Origin of the sequence: Sulfitobacter sp. TMED3, assembly GCF_002167505.1 — a bacterium.
Lineage (GTDB): Bacteria > Pseudomonadota > Alphaproteobacteria > Rhodobacterales > Rhodobacteraceae > Sulfitobacter > Sulfitobacter pontiacus.
Genome location: NZ_NHBI01000031.1, coordinates 1 through 19,662, shown reverse-complemented (window position 1 = coordinate 19,662; position 19,662 = coordinate 1). Strand labels below are relative to the sequence as shown.

Annotated in this window: 13 protein-coding genes, 2 tRNA genes and 1 pseudogene; 1 reads left to right on the top strand and 15 read right to left on the bottom strand. The window is 56.8% G+C overall.

Going from position 1 to position 19,662, the window contains the following annotated elements:
- Positions 1-3: 3 nt before the first annotated feature.
- From CBB63_RS08785 to rpsL, 5 genes are all read right to left on the bottom strand, one after another.
- Positions 4-79 (bottom strand) — tRNA-Trp (locus CBB63_RS08785).
- Between the two features lie 161 nt (positions 80-240).
- The gene (tuf, locus tag CBB63_RS08780) at positions 241-1,416 is read right to left on the bottom strand and encodes an elongation factor Tu (protein WP_286698866.1); all 1,176 of its coding nucleotides are present in this window, start codon (positions 1,414-1,416) and stop codon (positions 241-243) included.
- 104 nt (positions 1,417-1,520) lie between these two features.
- Positions 1,521-3,647, bottom strand: coding sequence for an elongation factor G (fusA, locus tag CBB63_RS08775; protein ID WP_005849854.1), 2,127 nt, complete (start codon positions 3,645-3,647; stop codon positions 1,521-1,523).
- Between the two features lie 83 nt (positions 3,648-3,730).
- A complete protein-coding gene (gene rpsG, locus CBB63_RS08770) occupies positions 3,731-4,201 on the bottom strand; it encodes a 30S ribosomal protein S7 (RefSeq protein WP_005849857.1) in 471 nt (156 codons plus the stop codon).
- Between the two features lie 176 nt (positions 4,202-4,377).
- The gene (gene rpsL, locus CBB63_RS08765; protein WP_005849863.1) at positions 4,378-4,749 is read right to left on the bottom strand and encodes a 30S ribosomal protein S12; all 372 of its coding nucleotides are present in this window, start codon (positions 4,747-4,749) and stop codon (positions 4,378-4,380) included.
- A gap of 404 nt (positions 4,750-5,153) precedes the next feature.
- Here rpsL and CBB63_RS08760 point away from each other — a divergent pair, with 404 nt between their 5' ends.
- Positions 5,154-5,960, top strand: coding sequence for a putative rhamnosyl transferase (locus CBB63_RS08760; RefSeq protein WP_286698865.1), 807 nt, complete (start codon positions 5,154-5,156; stop codon positions 5,958-5,960).
- On the opposite strand, the gene CBB63_RS08755 is transcribed toward CBB63_RS08760, so the two are convergent.
- From CBB63_RS08755 to CBB63_RS08710, 10 genes and pseudogenes are all read right to left on the bottom strand, one after another.
- The gene (locus tag CBB63_RS08755; RefSeq protein ID WP_037953900.1) at positions 5,957-6,835 is read right to left on the bottom strand and encodes a DMT family transporter; all 879 of its coding nucleotides are present in this window, start codon (positions 6,833-6,835) and stop codon (positions 5,957-5,959) included. The two genes, CBB63_RS08760 and CBB63_RS08755, sit on opposite strands and share 4 nt — an antisense overlap.
- 167 nt (positions 6,836-7,002) lie before the next feature.
- Complete coding sequence (rpoC, locus tag CBB63_RS08750; RefSeq protein ID WP_286698864.1) at positions 7,003-11,250, bottom strand: DNA-directed RNA polymerase subunit beta'; 4,248 nt, start codon at positions 11,248-11,250, stop codon at positions 7,003-7,005.
- A 94-nt stretch (positions 11,251-11,344) separates the two neighbouring features.
- Positions 11,345-15,482: pseudogene (rpoB, locus tag CBB63_RS08745) on the bottom strand (DNA-directed RNA polymerase subunit beta).
- Between the two features lie 284 nt (positions 15,483-15,766).
- Positions 15,767-16,138 carry a 50S ribosomal protein L7/L12 gene (gene rplL / locus CBB63_RS08740; protein WP_286698863.1) on the bottom strand — a complete coding sequence of 124 codons (372 nt, stop codon included), beginning with the start codon at positions 16,136-16,138 and terminating at the stop codon, positions 15,767-15,769.
- Positions 16,139-16,213: 75 nt separating this feature from the next.
- Complete coding sequence (rplJ, locus tag CBB63_RS08735; protein ID WP_037941629.1) at positions 16,214-16,729, bottom strand: 50S ribosomal protein L10; 516 nt, start codon at positions 16,727-16,729, stop codon at positions 16,214-16,216.
- Between the two features lie 398 nt (positions 16,730-17,127).
- On the bottom strand, positions 17,128-17,826 hold the full coding sequence (gene rplA / locus CBB63_RS08730) for a 50S ribosomal protein L1 (RefSeq protein ID WP_286698862.1): 699 nt from the start codon (positions 17,824-17,826) through the stop codon (positions 17,128-17,130).
- Between the two features lies 1 nt (position 17,827).
- Entirely contained in the window at positions 17,828-18,253 is a 426-nt protein-coding gene (gene rplK, locus CBB63_RS08725; RefSeq protein ID WP_286698861.1) for a 50S ribosomal protein L11, read from the bottom strand.
- 159 nt (positions 18,254-18,412) lie between these two features.
- Complete coding sequence (gene nusG / locus CBB63_RS08720) at positions 18,413-18,946, bottom strand: transcription termination/antitermination protein NusG (RefSeq protein WP_005849878.1); 534 nt, start codon at positions 18,944-18,946, stop codon at positions 18,413-18,415.
- Between the two features lie 205 nt (positions 18,947-19,151).
- Entirely contained in the window at positions 19,152-19,349 is a 198-nt protein-coding gene (secE, locus tag CBB63_RS08715) for a preprotein translocase subunit SecE (protein WP_005849880.1), read from the bottom strand.
- 130 nt (positions 19,350-19,479) lie between these two features.
- Positions 19,480-19,555 (bottom strand) — tRNA-Trp (locus tag CBB63_RS08710).
- Between the last annotated feature and the right edge of the window lie 107 nt (positions 19,556-19,662).

Here is a 19,662-nt window from a genome sequence, read left to right as displayed (position 1 = left end):
GATTGGCAGGGGCTGAGGGACTCGAACCCACGACCCTCGGTTTTGGAGACCGATGCTCTACCAACTGAGCTAAACCCCTATGCCGAGTGGTGAGGTAGTCGATATTCGCTGGGGGTTCAAGGGCAGATAGACGCATTGCGCAGGAATAATGTCGCACGCCCCTAAGCCACGAAAAAGGCCGCCCCGATTGGGAGCGGCCTTCGTCTTGTTGCCGGTGCGCGGGGTGACCCGCGGGTTGGCTTACTCGGTGATTTTGGAAACCACGCCCGCGCCAACGGTACGACCGCCTTCGCGGATCGCGAAGCGCAGACCGTCTTCCATCGCGATGGGGGCGATCAGCTCCACGTCGAACCGCAGGTTGTCGCCAGGCATAACCATTTCAGTGCCTTCTGGCAGCTGAACGGTACCGGTGACGTCTGTGGTCCGGAAGTAGAACTGTGGACGGTAGTTCGCGAAGAACGGCGTGTGACGGCCACCCTCTTCTTTGGTGAGGATATAGGCTTCGGCTGTGAACTTGGTGTGCGGCTTAACCGAACCTGGCTTACACAGAACCTGACCACGCTCAACGCCTTCACGGTCGATACCGCGCAGCAGGGCGCCGATGTTGTCGCCAGCTTCCCCACGGTCCAGCAGTTTGCGGAACATTTCAACGCCGGTACATGTGGTTTTCTTGGTGTCGCGGATGCCAACGATTTCGATTTCGTCGCCAACGTTGATCACGCCACGCTCAACACGGCCGGTCACAACTGTACCACGACCGGAGATCGAGAAGACGTCTTCCACAGGCATCAGGAACGGCTGGTCAACAGCGCGCTCTGGTGTCGGGATGTAGTTGTCGACTTCTTCCATCAGCTTGCGGATGGAGTTTTCGCCGATGTTCTCGTCACGGCCTTCCATCGCCGCCAGAGCGGAACCGGGGATCACAGGGATGTCGTCGCCTGGGTAGTCGTAGGAAGACAGCAGTTCGCGGATTTCCATTTCAACCAGTTCCAGCAGCTCTTCATCGTCCACCTGGTCTACTTTGTTCATGTAGACAACCATGGCGGGGATGCCGACCTGACGGCCCAGCAGGATGTGCTCGCGGGTCTGTGGCATGGGGCCATCAGCAGCGTTCACAACCAGGATCGCGCCGTCCATCTGCGCCGCACCGGTGATCATGTTCTTGACGTAGTCAGCGTGGCCTGGGCAGTCGACGTGCGCATAGTGACGGTTTTCGGTCTCGTATTCGACGTGCGCTGTCGAGATGGTGATGCCGCGTGCTTTTTCTTCGGGCGCGCCGTCAATCTGGTCATAGGCGCGGAAGTCGCCGAAGTACTTGGTGATCGCCGCGGTCAACGTGGTTTTGCCGTGGTCAACGTGACCAATGGTACCGATGTTAACGTGTGGTTTATTACGTTCAAACTTTGCCTTAGCCATGGTGGCCTCCTTGGTTTTCAAATTGGGCGGTGGGTTGAACACCCACCCTACGGTTTGGGTAGGGCGGGGTTATCCCCGCCGTCCCAGTTATTGCAACGCGCCAGTTACGCGAATTTCGCTTGGATCTCGTCAGAGATGTTCTGCGGAACAGGTTCGTAGTGCGAGAACTGCATGGTGAAGTTCGCACGACCCGACGACATCGAACGCAGCGTGTTGATGTAGCCGAACATGTTGGCCAGCGGCACCTGTGCGTCGATCGCGATTGCGTTCCCGCGTGTGTCCTGACCCTGAACCTGACCGCGCCGCGATGTCAGATCGCCGATGATCCCGCCTGTGTAGTCCTCAGGAGTGATAACTTCGACTTTCATGATCGGTTCGAGCAGTTTCGCACCAGCTTTACGCATGCCTTCGCGCATACCCATACGGGCCGCGATTTCAAACGCCAGAACGCTGGAGTCAACGTCGTGGAATTTACCGTCGATCAGAGCAACCTTGAAGTCGATGACTGGGAAGCCCGCCAAAGGACCGGAGTCCATGACCGAGTTGATCCCTTTTTCGACGCCCGGGATGTATTCTTTCGGAACGGCACCACCAACGATGCGGCTTTCGAAGGAATAGCCTTCGCCTGGCTCGGTTGGCATCAGGATCATCTTCACCTCGGCGAACTGACCGGAACCACCGGACTGTTTCTTGTGGGTGTAGGTGATTTCTGCTTCGCGCGAGATGGTCTCGCGGTAGGCAACCTGAGGCGCACCGATGTTCGCTTCAACTTTGAATTCACGACGCAGACGGTCCACCAGAATGTCGAGGTGAAGTTCGCCCATGCCCTTCATGATAGTCTGACCGGATTCCAGATCCGTTTCAACGCGGAAGGAGGGGTCTTCTGCGGCCAGACGCGCCAGACCGGTGGACATCTTCTCTTGGTCAGCCTTGGTTTTAGGCTCAACCGCGATTTCGATAACCGGATCGGGGAAGGTCATTGTTTCAAGAACAACAGGGTCGTTGACGGCGCAAAGCGTGTCACCGGTTGTTGTGTCTTTCAGACCTGCCAGCGCGATGATGTCACCCGCGAACGCTTCTTGAATTTCTTCACGATCGTTCGAGTGCATCATCATCATACGACCGACGCGCTCTTTCTTACCTTTGGTGGAGTTCAAGAGCGTGTCGCCCTTGTTCAGCACACCGGAGTAGATGCGGGTAAAGGTTAGCGAGCCAACAAAGGGGTCGTTCATGATTTTGAACGCCAGACCGGAGAAGGCCATGTCGTCATCCGCACGGCGTGCGATGTTACGGGTCTCTGTCTCGTCGCCTGGTTTGAAGCCCATGTAGTCAACAACGTCCATCGGGGATGGCAGATAGTCGATAACAGCGTTCAACAGAGGCTGAACACCTTTGTTTTTGAATGCGGAGCCGCAGAGTACGGGGATGAACTTGATCGCCAGTGTCCCTTTACGGATCAGACCGCGCAGGGTGTCGACGTCAGGCTCTGCGCCGTCCATCAGGTAGTTTTCCATGGCTTCGTCATCCATCTCGACCGCAGTCTCGATCAGATGCGCGCGCCATTCGTCGGCCAGGTCTTTCAACTCGGCACGGATTTCGCGTTGTTCCCAGCTCGCGCCAAGATCTTCACCGGCCCAGACCCATTCTTTCATGGTGACCAGATCGATCATGCCTTCCAGCTCGGTTTCGGCACCGATCGGGATTTGGATCGGCGCAGGTGTCGCACCGGTACGGTCTTTGATCATCTTCACGCAGTTGAAGAAGTCAGCGCCGATTTTGTCCATTTTGTTGACGAAAACGATGCGTGGAACCTTGTAGCGGTCCGCTTGGCGCCAAACGGTTTCGGTCTGGGGCTCAACACCGGCGTTGGCGTCAAGAACAGCAACCGCGCCGTCAAGAACGGCCAGCGAACGTTCAACTTCGATGGTGAAGTCAACGTGGCCGGGAGTGTCGATGATGTTCATCCGGTACTTGGTGTCGGATGTCGCGTCGGCTGTTGGCTCTTCCTGGCGCTGCCAGAAAGTTGTCGTCGCAGCGGAGGTAATTGTAATACCGCGTTCCTGCTCCTGCTCCATCCAGTCCATCGTGGCGGCACCGTCGTGCACTTCGCCGATGTTGTGGGACTTACCAGTGTAAAACAGGATCCGTTCGGAGCAGGTTGTTTTGCCTGCGTCGATGTGGGCCATGATGCCGAAATTGCGGTAGCGTGAGAGCGGATAGTCGCGTGCCATTGGGCTGCTTCCTCGAATATATCTGAAACGGATAAATCGCGCCCCGGGGTGGGACGCGACGGGAACGGCTTATGCCGCCCGAATTACCAGCGGTAGTGGCTGAACGCTTTGTTCGCGTCGGCCATCTTGTGGGTGTCTTCGCGCTTCTTAACAGCAGTACCGCGCGATTGAACAGCGTCCAGAAGCTCACCTGCAAGGCGCTCTTCCATGGTGTTCTCGTTGCGGGCGCGGGACGCTTTGATCAACCAGCGGATCGCCAGTGCTTCGCGACGCTCGGGGCGCACTTCGACAGGAACCTGATAGGTGGCACCACCAACGCGGCGCGAACGCACTTCGACGGACGGCTTGATGTTGTCCAGCGCTTCGTGGAAGACTTCGATGGGCGCGCGTTTGATTTTGTCTTCAACACGGTTCATCGCGTTGTAAACGATACGCTCCGCAACCGACTTCTTACCGTCGATCATCAGGTTGTTCATGAATTTGGTGAGAACCAGATCACCGTATTTGGCGTCTGGCAGTACTTCGCGTTTTTCAGCGGCGTGACGACGTGACATTTAAAGCTCCTAATTGTCAGTTGCCGAGGCAGGTTTGGTCCAGTGCGTCTGGTGCATATTGCACCCCGATCGTCCGGCGCTCAGTCTTACTCGGCTCACTCCCTTACGGGAAAACATGGCGGGCGGCGGGATCCGGCATCGTGTATCCGCGATGCGCGACCCCAAACCGACCCAAATTACTTTGGCTTCTTTGCACCATATTTGGAGCGACGCTGCTTACGGTCTTTAACGCCTTGCGTATCGAGAACACCGCGCAGGATGTGGTAGCGCACACCGGGAAGGTCTTTTACACGGCCGCCGCGGATCAGAACAACGGAGTGTTCTTGCAGGTTGTGCGATTCACCCGGGATGTAGCTGATGACTTCGAAACCGTTGGTCAGGCGCACTTTGGCAACCTTACGCATGGCCGAGTTCGGCTTCTTAGGTGTGGTGGTGTAAACACGTGTACAAACGCCGCGCTTTTGCGGGCATTCTTGCAGGTGCATGGATTTCGAACGTTTGATTTTAGGCTGGCGCGGTTTGCGGATCAGCTGTTGGATCGTTGGCATTCCGGTTTTATCCCCGTTTAGCTCACATAAGTGGTGCAGCGGGGCGGACCCCAGTGCGGTTTCAAATTCGGTCACTTCGCACGTCCACGAAGCCTATTTTTCGCCCTACACCACTGGCGCAAAGCAAAATCGCCGCAGCGTTCCCGTACCGAGGAAAACGAAGCGGTGGGGTAACAGAGGATCGAGTCAGCAGTAGACCGGATCGTGACCACAGTAGATATGATGTCGGCAAAGCAGGGCGACCCCCGCATCCGAGATAAGGGGCGTATAGGCAGAGTCGTCCACGCTGTCAACAGCCCCCGCCCCCAAGCCGCCCACGGCACGCCAAACGGGTATTCCACCTTGCAAGACACCCCGGCTACCGCGCATATTTATGCCACATTATTCGGACAGGGCGGATCACGATGCAGGTACTTGGGCTATGCCGCTTTTCCTATCCGGCGCTTGGCGGGTTTCAGGTCGGGCATGACACCACCGCTGATCGTATCGCCTACCTTTATGATCCCGCGCGGCTTGAGGAAAGGTTCCGCCTGTTCGAAACCGTCGCCCTGCCCTGCCTGAGGGCGCAAACAGACCCGGATTTCGAGATGATCGTGCTTGTCGGCGATCGCTTTCCCCCTGTCCATCTGGAACGGCTAAAGGCCTTGCTCGCCCCCCTGCCCCAAGCGCGGATTGTGGTAGAGCCGCCGCGCCCGCACCGCGAGGTGATGAAAGAGATTCTGAACAAGGCCCGCCACGCGCGCTCTGAACCCTGTGTGCAATTCCGCTTTGATGACGACGACGCGATTGCAGTCGATTTCGTGGCCAAGCTGCGCAAAACTGTTGATGACGCCGCCCCGCTTCTGGTCCAGCACAAATCCGTCGCGCTTGACTGGAACAAGGGCTACGTGGCCGAGTTCGGCGCGGATGGTATCGCGGCGACCCCGTCGTTCCGGCCGTTCTACACCGCTGCTTTGGCCATGTTCGTGAACGCGGGGTGTCCGCTTACGATCATGAACTTTGCCCACGACAAGCTGCCCCGCTTCATGCCAGCACTCAGCTTTCCCGACCCTGCGATGTATGTCCGTGGCCACAATGGATTTAACGATTCACGCCAAAAGAATGCACGGGCGGTCGACCTATCCCCACTCAGCCCCGAGGAAGAGATCCTGTTCAAGGACCGCTTTGCCATCGACATCGACACTGTGCGCCGCGTCTTTGCCAAAGGTTAAAGCGGCGGCAGCGGGCGGGTGGTGATGCGTTCGCGGTAGAGTGTGAACAGCCCTGTCGCAGCGACGATAGATGCACCAGCGAGTGTTGACGGCACCGGCCAGTCGCCGAATACCAACCACCCGAGAATAAGCGCCCAGATCAACCCTGTGTAGCGGAATGGCGCGATGAACGATACGTCGCCCACCCGCATCGTCTGCACGCTGAAATAATACCCCATCAGCACAAAGACCGCGGCCGCCGTAATGGCGATCCAATGCGCGGAAGAAACCGGAGCCCACGGCGTGGTGAACTGCGCGAAAGTCGAAAACCCCGTCACGGCCAGCACAGCGGCGAAGGTCACGGTCATCGACGGCACCTCTTTCGACAGGCGGCGGGTGCTGAGGTCGCGCACGGTGACAAAGAACACCGCGATCAGCGCGTAGATCGACCAGATGTTGAATCCGTCGGTGCCCGGTTTGACGATCAGCATCACGCCGAAGAACCCCACAAGGATCGCAGAGAAGCGCCGCCAGCCGACCTTTTCGCGATAGACCAGCGCCGCGCCCAACGTCACCGTCAGCGGCAGAGATTGCAGAATGGCGCTGAGGTTCGCCAAGGGCATATTGAACAACGCGGTCACGAAGAAAAAGCTCGCCCCGACTTCGGCACCAGACCGGATTGCGACCAGTTTCCAATCGCGCCGGCTAAGACGCAGATGCATCGGGCCAAGCCGCCCCCATAACATCACGATCAACGAGATCGAGACCACACCGCGCAAGAACAGCAGCTGGAACAAGGGCACCGCCCCGCCCGTGGTCTTGGTCATCGTGTCGTTCAACACAAAGGCCGCCATGGAGCCCATCATGAAAAGTGCTCCGGCAAGGTTTGGCGACATCGGGTGGCTTTCAGTTTATTAGGTTGGCTTATCATTGGCGCAAGCCGTGGTGGAAAACCAGCCCACCTGCGTAAATTTTCGACGCTATTTCATCCCCCTGCCCCACAACGAAAAACCCCCGCCGATCTCTCGGCGGGGGCTCTGTTAGTCAGCTATCAAGCCTAGGCTTAGCTGCGGCTTTCGTCGTCGCTGGGGACGTTGTCGAAGACATCGCCACCAACAACATCGTCGGCTGTAGGCTCGGGCGCGGCCAGACGTGCTGCGGCTTCGGCTTCTTCGCGACGGGCCTCGATGACCACGTTGTCACGATCCGTCGCAACCTTGCGCATCTGCTGCGTCGCACCACCGGTACCGGCTGGGATCAGACGGCCCACGATGACGTTTTCTTTCAGGCCAACCAGCTTGTCGCGCTTACCCTGAACCGATGCTTCGGTCAGAACGCGTGTGGTTTCCTGGAAGGACGCCGCCGAGATGAAGCTGCGGGTTTGCAGCGACGCCTTGGTGATCCCCAGCAGGATCGGTTCGCCCTGCGCAGGACGCCCGCCTTTGGACAGCGCTTTGGCACAGGCCTGGTCGAACTCTTGCTTGTCGACGTGTTCGCCTTTCAACAGGGTGGTATCACCGCTGTCCTGGACTTCCCACTTCTGCAACATCTGACGCACGATCACTTCGATATGCTTATCGTTGATCTTAACGCCCTGCAGACGATAAACATCCTGCACTTCGTCGATCATGTAGTCAGCCAGCGCTTCGACACCCATAATCGCGAGGATGTCATGCGGCGCAGGGTTGCCGTCCATGATGTAGTCGCCCTTCTGGACAAAGTCACCTTCCGCAACGGGAATGTGCTTACCCTTAGGCACCATGTATTCGACCTTGTGATCCGGATCCTCGGACGACTCGATCGAGATACGACGTTTGTTTTTGTAGTCCTTGCCGTAGCGGACGTACCCGTCGATCTCGGCGATGATCGCGTGGTCTTTGGGGCGACGTGCCTCAAAGAGCTCCGCAACACGTGGCAGACCACCGGTAATATCCTTGGTCTTGGCACCTTCACGCGGGATACGCGCAACGATGTCACCGGCCTTGATTTCAGTCTGGTCCTCAACGGACAGAATGGCATCAACGGACATTGGGTAGGTCACCGGATTGCCCGCATCGTTGCGGACCGGCTCGCCATCGGCATCCACCAGAATGATTTCCGGCTTCAGCTCATTGCCTTTGGGTGCTGCACGCCAGTCGATCACGATCTTCTGTGTCATACCGGTTGCATCATCGGTTTCATCCTTGACCGCGATCCCCGACGTCAGGTCGACGAACTTGGTCATACCGGATTTCTCCGCGATGATCGGCAGCGTGTAGGGGTCCCATTCGAACAGCTTGTCGCCGCGCAGGATCGACTGACCCTCCTTGACGAACAGCTTGGTACCGTAGCCGACCTTGTGGCTGGCACGCTCGTCGCCGTTATCATCAACGATGGCAAGCTTCATGTTCCGGCCCATTACCATGATCTCGCCTGCGGCGTTCTCAAGGGTTTGAGCGTTCTCGAACACAACCTTACCAGACTGCGATGCCTCGAGGAAGGACTGCTGGCCACCCTGCGCAACACCACCAATGTGGAATGTACGCATGGTCAGCTGCGTGCCGGGTTCACCGATCGACTGAGCAGCGATAATGCCGACAGCTTCACCTTGGTTCACCAGCGTACCGCGTGCAAGGTCACGACCATAGCACATGGCGCAGACGCCCTCTTCGGCCTCACAGGTCAGCGGGCTGCGGATCCGTGCGGATTGAACAGCCGCTTCATCGATGATGTCAGCCAGACGTTCGTCGATCACAGTCTGCGCAGGCACCAACACTTCGTCGGTCCCGGGGCGCAGGATGTCATCGGCCGCAACGCGACCCAGCAGACGTTCCGCCAGCGAAGAGACGACCTCACCATCGTTCACAGCCGCTTCGGCCGTGATCGCGGTTTCGGTGCCACAGTCATGCATACGAACGATACAGTCCTGCGCAACATCCACCAGACGACGGGTCAGGTAACCCGAGTTCGCTGTTTTCAAAGCGGTATCCGACAGACCCTTACGGGCACCGTGGGTGGAGTTAAAGTACTCCAGAACGGTCAGACCTTCTTTAAAGTTCGAGATAATCGGAGTCTCGATGATGTCGCCGTTCGGCTTCGCCATCAGACCGCGCATCCCGCCCAGCTGTTTCATCTGTGTGACCGAGCCACGCGCACCGGAGTGCGCCATCATGTAGACCGAGTTCGGCTCCATCACCGCGCCGTCATCGTTGCGACGTTCGGCCGAAATGGCCCCCATCATCGCGTCGGTGACCTTGTCGTTACACTTGGACCAGGCATCGACGACTTTGTTGTACTTTTCACCCTGAGTGATCAGGCCGTCCATGTACTGCTGTTCAAAGTCTTTAACCTGCTCGCGCGTTTCGTCCACCAAGGTCCACTTGGTTTCTGGGATCAGCATGTCGTCCTTACCGAAGGAAATGCCGGCACGGAAAGCTTCACGGAAGCCCATGGTCATGATCTGGTCACAGAAGATAACGGATTCTTTCTGACCACAGTAGCGGTAGACCGTATCGATGACCTGCTGCACTTCTTTCTTACGCAGCAAACGGTTGACCAGATCGAAAGGTGCCTTGGCGTTCAGCGGCAACAGCGCACCAAGGCGAATACGGCCCGGCGTGGTGTCGTAACGCTTCATCACCTCGTTGCCTTCGGCATCGATCTGTTTGATCCGCGCCTTGATCTTGGAGTGCAGGTGGATCGCACCGGCACCAAGCGCGTGCTCGACTTCCTCGACAGAACCGAACACCATGCCTTCGCCCGGCATGCCTTCGCGTTCCAGGGTCGTGTAGTACAGACCCAAAATCATATCCTGCGAAGGAACAATGATCGGCGCGCCGTTTGCAGGCGACAGTACGTTGTTCGTCGACATCATCAGGACGCGTGCTTCCAGCTGTGCTTCCAGCGAAAGCGGCACGTGCACAGCCATTTGGTCGCCGTCAAAGTCAGCGTTGAAGGCAGAACAGACCAGCGGGTGAAGCTGGATCGCCTTACCTTCGATCAGTACCGGTTCGAACGCCTGAATGCCCAAACGGTGCAAGGTAGGCGCACGGTTCAGCATGACGGGGTGTTCGCGGATCACTTCGTCCAGGATGTCCCACACTTCGGGACGCTCTTTTTCAACGAGCTTCTTGGCTTGCTTCACAGTGGAAGACAGACCTTTGGCTTCAAGACGTGAGTAAATGAACGGCTTGAACAGCTCGAGCGCCATCTTCTTGGGCAGACCGCACTGGTGCAACTTCAGCTCGGGGCCGGTCACAATGACCGAACGGCCGGAGAAGTCGACGCGCTTACCCAAAAGGTTCTGACGGAAGCGACCTTGCTTACCTTTCAGCATGTCGGACAGCGACTTCAGCGGGCGCTTGTTGGCACCAGTGATGACGCGGCCGCGGCGGCCGTTGTCGAACAAGGCATCGACGGATTCCTGCAACATCCGCTTTTCGTTGCGGACGATGATGTCAGGCGCGCGCAGTTCGATCAGACGCTTCAGGCGGTTGTTCCGGTTGATCACGCGGCGATACAGGTCGTTCAGATCCGATGTCGCGAAACGGCCACCGTCCAGCGGCACCAGCGGGCGCAGCTCTGGCGGGATCACGGGAATGACGGTCATGATCATCCACTCGGGCCGGTTGCCGGACTCGAGGAAGGATTCAACGACTTTCAGACGCTTGATGATCTTCTTGGGCTTCAGTTCGCCGGTCGCCTCTTTCAGATCGGCACGCAGCTGGTCTGCTTCGGCTTCCAGATCGATGGCGGCCAGCATTTCGCGGATCGCTTCGGCACCGATATTGGCGGTGAACGCGTCCATGCCATAGGCATCCTGCGCGTCCATATACTCTTCCTCGGTCATCATCTGACCATAGGTGAGGTCCGTCAGACCGGGTTCGATCACAACGTAGTTTTCAAAGTAAAGAACACGTTCCAGATCGCGCAGGGTCATGTCCAGCATCAGGCCGATGCGCGATGGCAGCGACTTGAGGAACCAGATGTGCGCAACAGGCGACGCCAGCTCGATGTGGCCCATACGCTCGCGNCGGACCTTTTGCAGCGTGACTTCAACACCACATTTCTCGCAGACAACGCCGCGATACTTCATGCGCTTATATTTACCGCACAGGCATTCGTAGTCTTTGATCGGGCCAAAGATACGCGCNCAGAACAGGCCGTCACGCTCTGGNTTGAACGTCCGGTAGTTNATGGTTTCTGGTTTCTTGATTTCACCGAACGACCACGACAGGATCCGCTCNGGCGATGCCAGAGAGACCTTGATTTCGTCGAACGTCTTCATCGGCGCGACGGGGTTGAACGGGTTGTTTGTCAGTTCCTGGTTCATCTTAAATCCTTAGATAAGTCTCGAAAGCGGAGGGAGNGAGGTGTTTCCTGNTTCAGGAAACGGTCCGGGGTTTATGAAAACCCCGGCGCGTGCCTCACTCGTCTTCCTCCGCATCCAGGAGTTCCATGTTCAGGCCAAGACCGCGTACCTCTTTCACAAGTACGTTGAACGATTCCGGAATACCGGCTTCGAAGTTGTCTTCGCCTTTGACGATGCTTTCATAGACCTTGGTCCGTCCGGCCACGTCATCCGATTTCACAGTCAGCATCTCCTGCAGGGTGTATGCAGCGCCGTAAGCTTCCAGAGCCCAGACCTCCATCTCACCGAAGCGCTGACCACCGAACTGCGCTTTACCGCCCAATGGCTGCTGGGTGACCAGCGAGTATGGACCAGTTGAACGCGCGTGGATTTTATCGTCCACAAGGTGGTGCAGTTTCAGCAGGTATTTCACGCCGACGGTCACCGGACGCGCAAACTGNTCGCCCGTGCGGCCGTCNAACAGTACCGACTGACCGGAGCTGTCGAAACCGGCCCGTGTCAGGCTGTCGTTCACATCCGCTTCCTTGGCACCATCGAATACCGGCGTGGCNATTGGGACACCGCGCGCNACGTTCTTGGCNGCGTCCAGCAATGTTTCCTCGTCCATACCCGAGATGCCTTCTTCGTAGACATCGTCGCCATAGGCGTGGTGCATTGCTTCGCGCACAGGTGTCAGATCGCCGGAGCGTTTGTATTCCTGCAGCGCCTCGTCGATGTTGATGCCCAGGCCACGTGCGGCCCAACCCATGTGGGTTTCAAGGATCTGACCGACGTTCATACGCGACGGAACACCCAGCGGGTTCAAACAGAAGTCGACCGGCGTACCATCCGCGAGGAACGGCATGTCTTCCATCGGTACAACCTTGGAAATAACACCTTTGTTGCCGTGACGACCGGCCATCTTGTCGCCCGGTTGCAGCTTGCGCTTCACCGCAACGAAAACCTTGACCATCTTCATCACGCCCGGGGGCAGATCGTCACCACGACGGACTTTTTCGACTTTATCCTCGAAACGTGCATCCAAGGTCCGTTTCTGGATCTCGTACTGCTCGTTCAGGGCTTCGACGATCTTGGCATCATCTTCGTCGGCCANAGCCAACTGCCACCACTGACCGCGCGACANGGANGCCAGCAGGTCTTCGGTGATNTCAGAGTTTGCCTTGACGCCTTTCGGGCCTTTGACAGCCGTCTTGCCGATGATCATCGACTGCAGACGCGCGTAGATGTTGCGGTCAAGAATGCCAAGTTCGTCNTCCCGGTCACGGGCCAGACGTTCGACTTCTTCACGTTCGATCTGCAGCGCACGTTCGTCTTTTTCAACGCCGTGACGGTTGAACACGCGGACTTCAACAACGGTACCGAAATCACCGGGCTTCACACGCAGCGANGTATCGCGCACGTCCGAAGCTTTCTCACCGAAGATGGCGCGCAGCAGTTTTTCCTCTGGCGTCATCGGGCTTTCGCCCTTGGGNGTGATCTTGCCGACGAGAATGTCACCGGGTTCAACATCCGCACCGATGTACACGATGCCCGCCTCGTCGAGGTTGCGCAGCGCTTCTTCACCGACGTTCGGAATATCGCGTGTGATTTCCTCTGGCCCNAGCTTNGTATCACGGGCNGCGACTTCGAACTCCTTCGATNTGGATCGANGTNAACACGTCGTCACGCGATACNCGCTCAGAGATCAGGATGGAGTCTTCGTAGTTGTAGCCGTTCCAGGGCATGAACGCGACGACCACGTTCTTACCAAGCGCCAGTTCACCCATATCGGTCGATGGACCGTCCGCGATAACCTGACCCTTTTGAACCGTCTCGCCCACTTTCACCAGCGGACGCTGGTTGATGCAGGTGTTCTGGTTCGAACGCTGGAATTTGCGCATGCGGTAGATGTCTACGCCCGCGTCGCCCAGTTCAAGGTCTTCGGTGGCGCGGATAACGATACGGCTGGCGTCGACTTGGTCGATGATACCACCGCGTTTCGCCATATAGGCAGCACCGGAATCCCGTGCGACGACTTCTTCGATACCTGTGCCGACCAGTGGTGCTTCGGCTTGAAGCAAAGGCACCGCCTGACGTTGCATGTTCGAGCCCATCAAGGCCCTGTTCGCATCGTCGTTTTCAAGGAACGGGATCAAGGACGCAGCGACCGAGACCAACTGTTTCGGCGAAACGTCAATCAGATCGACATTCTCGGAAGGCGACAGCGTGTAGTCACCAGATTTCCGTGTCGACACCAGATCNTTGACGAACTTCATGTTCTCATCAAGGTTCGCGTTCGCCTGCGCCACGGTGTGACGCATTTCTTCGGTCGCGGACATATACTGCACGTCATCGGAAACAACACCGTTCGTTACTTTACGGTAGGGTGTTTCGATAAAGCCGTATTTGTTNACGCGGGCGAANGTTGCCAANGAGTTGATCAGACCAATGTTCGGACCTTCGGGCGTTTCAATCGGACACATACGACCGTAGTGGGTCGCGTGAACGTCACGCACCTCAAAGCCGGCNCGTTCGCGTGTCAGACCACCNGGCCCAAGCGCGGACAGACGACGCTTGTGCGTCACCTCGGACAGNGGGTTGGTTTGGTCCATGAACTGCGACAGCTGGCTGGANCCGAAGAATTCACGTACCGCAGCAGCCGCTGGCTTCGCGTTGATCAGGTCTTGTGGCATGACAGTGTCGATCTCGACCGAGGACATACGTTCCTTGATCGCGCGCTCCATCCGGAGCAGGCCGACGCGGTACTGGTTTTCCATCAGTTCGCCAACGGAGCGCACACGACGGTTCCCAAGGTGGTCGATGTCGTCGATGTCGCCACGGCCGTCACGCAGATCAACCAGCGCCTTGATACAGGCGACGATGTCGTCACGGTCCAGCGTGCGCTGCGTGTCTTCTTTGTCGAGCGCAAGACGCATGTTCATCTTCACGCGGCCAACCGCGGAAAGGTCATAGCGNTCNGCATCAAAGAACAGCGTGTCGAACAGGTTCGACGCNGCTTCGACTGTGGGCGGCTCGCCCGGGCGCATCACACGGTAGATGTCCATGAGCGCGGTGTCGCGGTTCATGTTCTTNTCNGCCGCCATGGTGTTCCGCATGTAGGGGCCGACGTTGATGTTGTCGATGTCGAGAAGTGGGATCTCGGTGATGCCCGCGTCGATCAGCTCTTTCGCTGTACCGCCGATGAGCGTGCCGTCTTTATCGTGCTCGAGCGTCAGCTCGTCGCCCGCTTCGACATAGATCGCGCCGGTTTCTTCGTTGATGATNTCACGCGCGGCGAATTTACCAGCGATNTGACCGAAGGGCAGCAGCAGTTCTGTCACTTTGCCTTCGTCGATCAACTGCTTAACGGCACGNGGTGTAACCTTCTTGCCCTTCTCGAACAGGATCTCGCCTGTTGCGGCGTCAACCAGATCATACGATGGACGTGTGCCCCGCACACGGTCAGGGAAGAAAGGTGCAACCCAGCCTTCGCCGTCTTTCAGCGTATAGTTCACGGTGTTGTAATACGCGTTCATGATCGCTTCTTGGTCAAGGCCAAGCGCGTAGAGCAGCGTTGTTACAGGCAGCTTACGGCGACGGTCGATGCGTGCGAACACGATGTCTTTGGCGTCGAATTCAAAGTCGAGCCACGACCCGCGGTATGGGATGATGCGGCAAGCAAACAGCAGCTTACCCGAAGAGTGGGTCTTGCCTTTGTCGTGGTCAAAGAAAACGCCGGGCGAACGGTGCATCTGGGATACGATAACACGCTCTGTACCGTTCACAACAAAGGTACCGTTTGGCGTCATCAGGGGCATGTCGCCCATGAACACGTCTTGTTCTTTGATGTCTTTTACCGATTTCGCACCGGTGTCTTCATCCACATCAAATACGATGAGGCGCAGCGTCACCTTCAAAGGCGCGCTGTAGGTCATGTCGCGTTGCTGACATTCCTCGACATCGTATTTGGGTTTTTCGAGCTCGTACTTGACGTATTCAAGCACCGACGTCTCGTTGAAGTCCTTGATCGGGAAAACCGACTGGAACACGCCTTGGATGCCGTCACCGTCTGTCGGTGTTTCCGCATCGCCGGAGCGCAGGAACAAATCATAAGAGGATTTTTGAACCTCGATCAGGTTCGGCATCTCCAGCACTTCGCGGATTTTGCCATAGTATTTACGTAGACGTTTCTGGCCAAGGAAGGTTTGCGCCATGTGTCTGTCACCTTTCGTATCTCTTGCCGAGCTCGCCATCACCGGGGCCGTGATGCGCGCCCATAAGAGCGGTAAATCCTGATCAATTCTTGAGGCACGTCCCACCGTACCTCTTCCGACCACTAGGACCTATCCAGAGAAGCATTTCGCGCGAAATACTTTTCAAAACAGATCAGGCTGGACAGGGAATTCCCCGTCCAGCCTTAATTTTTATGGGCTTGCCCAAAGCTTTACAAACTTCGGTCTGCTTTCATCAAGCAAAAACAGCACCCAGATCTAATGGCTTAGGCCAGTTCGATCTCTGCGCCAGCTGCTTCCAGCTTGGCTTTGATGTCTTCGGCTTCGGCTTTGTCGATGCCTTCTTTGATCTTGCCGCCAGCTTCAACCAGATCTTTGGCTTCTTTCAGGCCCAGACCGGTGATGCCGCGAACTTCTTTGATCACGTTGATTTTGGATGCGCCGGCGTTCTTCAGAACGACGTCNAATTCAGTTTTCTCTTCAGCAGCCGCGCCTGCATCGGCAGGGCCAGCCATCATCACTGCGCCGCCAGCTGCGGGCTCGATGCCATACTCGTCTTTGAGGATGGTTTTCAGTTCTTGTGCTTCCAGCAGTGTCAGACCAACGATGTCTTCTGCCAGTTTTTTCAGATCAGCCATGTTTAGCTCTTTCCGTTAACGATATGTGTGTTCCAACGCGAGTGTTCAACCCTGCGCCAGCTTGACGATATTGCTTTACGCAGCCGCCTTGTCCTCGATGGTGGACAAGATGGAAGCGATGTTGCTTGCAGGTGCGCCAATGGCNCCGGCGATGTTGGAAGCAGGNGCGCCCAGCATACCCGCGATGGTGGAGATAAGCTCCTCCCGCGAAGGCATCTTGGACACGGCTTCAACACCGGCGACATCCAGTGCGTTCTCACCCATTGCGCCGCCGAGAATGACAAACTTTTGATTCTCTTTAGCGAATTCCTGAGCGACCTTGGCAGCTGCCACGGGGTCTTCGGAATAGGTCAGAACGGTCATACCCGTCAGGAGATCTGCAATGCTTTCGCATGGCTTTCCGTCTAGGGCAATTTTGGCGAGCCTGTTTTTGGCAACACGCACGGCCCCGCCCGCAGCGCGAGCGCGCGCACGAAGGTCCTGCATATCAGCAACTGTCAGGCCGACGTAGTGGCTTACCACAACGACGCCAGAGCTTTCGAAGATTTGGCCGAGCTCTTCGACCAACTGTTCTTTCTGGGCTCTATCCACAGTTTCACTCCAAATCTGGGGGTTACCCCCCGGCTCAATTAAGTCCGCTTACGCGAACAGTCTTGGTCCATTTTACGGGAATAAGCCAAAATAGCCCCACGCTTACGCGAACGGTAATTCTTGCATCTCCCATCTCAGAAAGGAATTAAGGCTTGCGCCACCCTTCGTCTCGGACAGAAGACTCACCATGCGATGCATAGTGAATCGAGGGCTTCTTAGGGAATGCAGCGCGGAATGCCAAGGGGAAACTCGACTTTCTTGCGCCGAGTTTAGGCTAATCTATTTCAAACACCATCAAACCGCGTTTATCCGGCCGGTTTCCGCATAAAAAATCCCCGCATCGGATGNCCNATGCGGGGATCTGATNGCAGNCGCANGACTGCGCCTATCGCTGNACCTTACTCGGTTACAGCGTTGTCGACTTCTACAGTCACACCTGGNCCCATTGTGGAGCTCAGCGCGATCTTTTTCATGTAGGCACCCTTGGAGCCGGTAGGCTTGGCTTTGGACACNGCGCCAACNAAGGCACGTACGTTTTCAACCAGCTTGGCTTCGTCAAAGGACAGTTTGCCGATGCCAGCATGCACTACGCCGCCTTTTTCAGCTTTGAACTGAACCTGACCGCCTTTAGCAGCTTCAACAGCTTCTTTGATATCCATTGTAACTGTGCCGACTTTTGGGTTTGGCATCAGGTTACGTGGGCCGAGAACCTTACCAAGACGACCAACNATGGGCATCATGTCAGGTGTCGCGATGCAGCGATCAAAGTCGATCTTGCCGCCTTGGACAGCTTCCATCAGGTCTTCGGCACCAACGATGTCGGCACCTGCTGCTTGNGCTTCGTCAGCCTTGGGGCCACGGGCGAATACAGCAACGCGAACGGATTTGCCGGTGCCGTTTGGCAGGCCGACAACACCGCGAACCATTTGGTCGGCGTGACGNGGGTCAACACCNAGGTTCATCGCGATTTCGATGGTTTCGTCAAATTTCGCGGTTGCGTTGGCTTTGATCAGNGCGACTGCTTCTTCAACGGTCAGATCTTCTTTGCCTACGAATGCTTCGCGTGCGGCGCGGGTGCGTTTTCCGAGTTTTGCCATCTTACTTAACCTCGATGCCCATGGAGCGGGCAGAGCCCAGAATGATTTTCATCGCGGATTCAACATCCACAGCGCTCAGNTCGGCCATTTTGGCTTCTGCGATTTCGCGCAGTTGCTTGGTGGTCACGGTGCCGACGGTNTCGCGGCTTGGNGTTTTCGCGCCGGAGTTAACCTTGGCAGCTTTCTTCAGGTAGTAGGACGCAGGAGGCGTCTTGATGTCCATGGTGAAGGACTTGTCCTGATAGTAGCTGATCACGGTCGGGCAAGGGGCACCTGGTTCCATGTCCGCTGTCTTGGCGTTGAACGCCTTACAGAATTCCATGATGTTGATCCCGCGCTGACCCAATGCAGGGCCGACGGGTGGGGATGGGTTCGCTTGACCCGCTTTAACTTGCAACTTCATCGTACCGACGAGTTTCTTGGCCATTGGCCTTCTCCTTTTAATGTCGGTGAACTTTCGTTCACCCTATACAACCACATCGCGATGTGGCCGCTTGCTAGCGTGGTGCGGTTGGGCGGCGCGCCGCTGTCCCCTCCCACAAACGAACGGTGTTGCCACCGTATGNCGGGTCGCCCCGCNGNTCGCTCAGACCTGTTTGTTGACCTGAGTGAATTCCAATTCGACCGGTGTTTCCCGGCCAAAGATCGATACAGACACCTTGAGGCGCTGGTTCTCGTCGTCGACCTCTTCGATCATACCGTCGAAGTCTTCGAACGGGCCGTCCGCCACTTTGACCTTCTCACCCACTTCGAAGTGGATCAGCGTGCGTGGTGCTTCTTCGCCCTCTTGGACGCGGCCCAGGATCGCCGTGACTTCGGCGTCACGCATCGGCATCGGACGGCCCTGCGGCCCTAGGAAACCGGTGACGCGGTTGATCGAGTTGATCAGGTGATACCCGCGATCGGACATCTCCATATGGACCAGCACATAGCCGGGCATAAAGCGACGCTCTGTCGTGACTTTCTTGCCGCGCCGGACCTCGATCACCTCTTCGGTGGGGACCAGCACTTCGTCGATCTGGTCCTCAAGCTCTTGCTCGGCGACCGTGGTGCGGATTTGCTCGGCAATCTTCTTTTCGAAGTTCGACAAAACACTGACCGAATACCATCTTTTCGCCATCTGAACTTGGTCCCTGTCTTGTGATGCAGCAACGGCCACATCTAATTCTCGTAAAAACCAGCCTGTCGCAGCATGCCGGCGNTGAACAAAAAATCGGCGCGCAACACGAATCGCCGCACGCCCCTCTTGATCAGGTCTGCGGGATAGCCCGCAATCGCACATGTTTCAAGAGGGCCACGGCGTTTTAAGGTGCCGCGCCCCTGGATCAGCCGAAGGCGGCCAGGATGTACTGCAATCCGCCACGAATGAGGATATCGACAATCGCAAAGAACACCGCTGTCAACGCGGCAAGGATGAACACCATAACCGTGGTGAGCATGACCTCGCGACGGGTGGGCCAGACGACCTTGGATACTTCGGAACGCACTTGCTGGATGAACTGAAGCGGGTTGACTGTGGCCATGTCGGTTTTCCTGTATACGAACGATTGTGGGGATGTATCTGTCAAAAGCGCTGAATTCAAGGCTTCATATCAAGCTCGCCTACTGGCGAAGCTGGTACACCAAAGTGCGCGTTCTCACATGTGTTGAGATTGGCAGGGGCTGAGGGACTCGAACCCACGACCCTCGGTTTTGGAGACCGATGCTCTACCAACTGAGCTAAACCCCTACNATNACTGAACAANCAATAACTAAAAAAAATCNATTTATCAAGATGCAAGTGCTATNGTTAGTAATTGCTAATTTTATAGTTACGTAGATATTTTTTGGACTTAT

Coding starts and splice junctions, on each gene's coding strand:
- tuf (WP_286698866.1), bottom strand. CDS start 1,416: ATGGCTAAGGCAAAGTTTGAACGTAATAAACCACACGTTAACATCGGT.
- nusG (WP_005849878.1), bottom strand. CDS start 18,946: ATGGCGAAAAGATGGTATTCGGTCAGTGTTTTGTCGAACTTCGAAAAG.
- rpsL (WP_005849863.1), bottom strand. CDS start 4,749: ATGCCAACGATCCAACAGCTGATCCGCAAACCGCGCCAGCCTAAAATC.
- fusA (WP_005849854.1), bottom strand. CDS start 3,647: ATGGCACGCGACTATCCGCTCTCACGCTACCGCAATTTCGGCATCATG.
- rpsG (WP_005849857.1), bottom strand. CDS start 4,201: ATGTCACGTCGTCACGCCGCTGAAAAACGCGAAGTACTGCCAGACGCC.
- secE (WP_005849880.1), bottom strand. CDS start 19,349: ATGGCCACAGTCAACCCGCTTCAGTTCATCCAGCAAGTGCGTTCCGAA.
- CBB63_RS08760 (WP_286698865.1), top strand. CDS start 5,154: ATGCAGGTACTTGGGCTATGCCGCTTTTCCTATCCGGCGCTTGGCGGG.
- CBB63_RS08755 (WP_037953900.1), bottom strand. CDS start 6,835: ATGTCGCCAAACCTTGCCGGAGCACTTTTCATGATGGGCTCCATGGCG.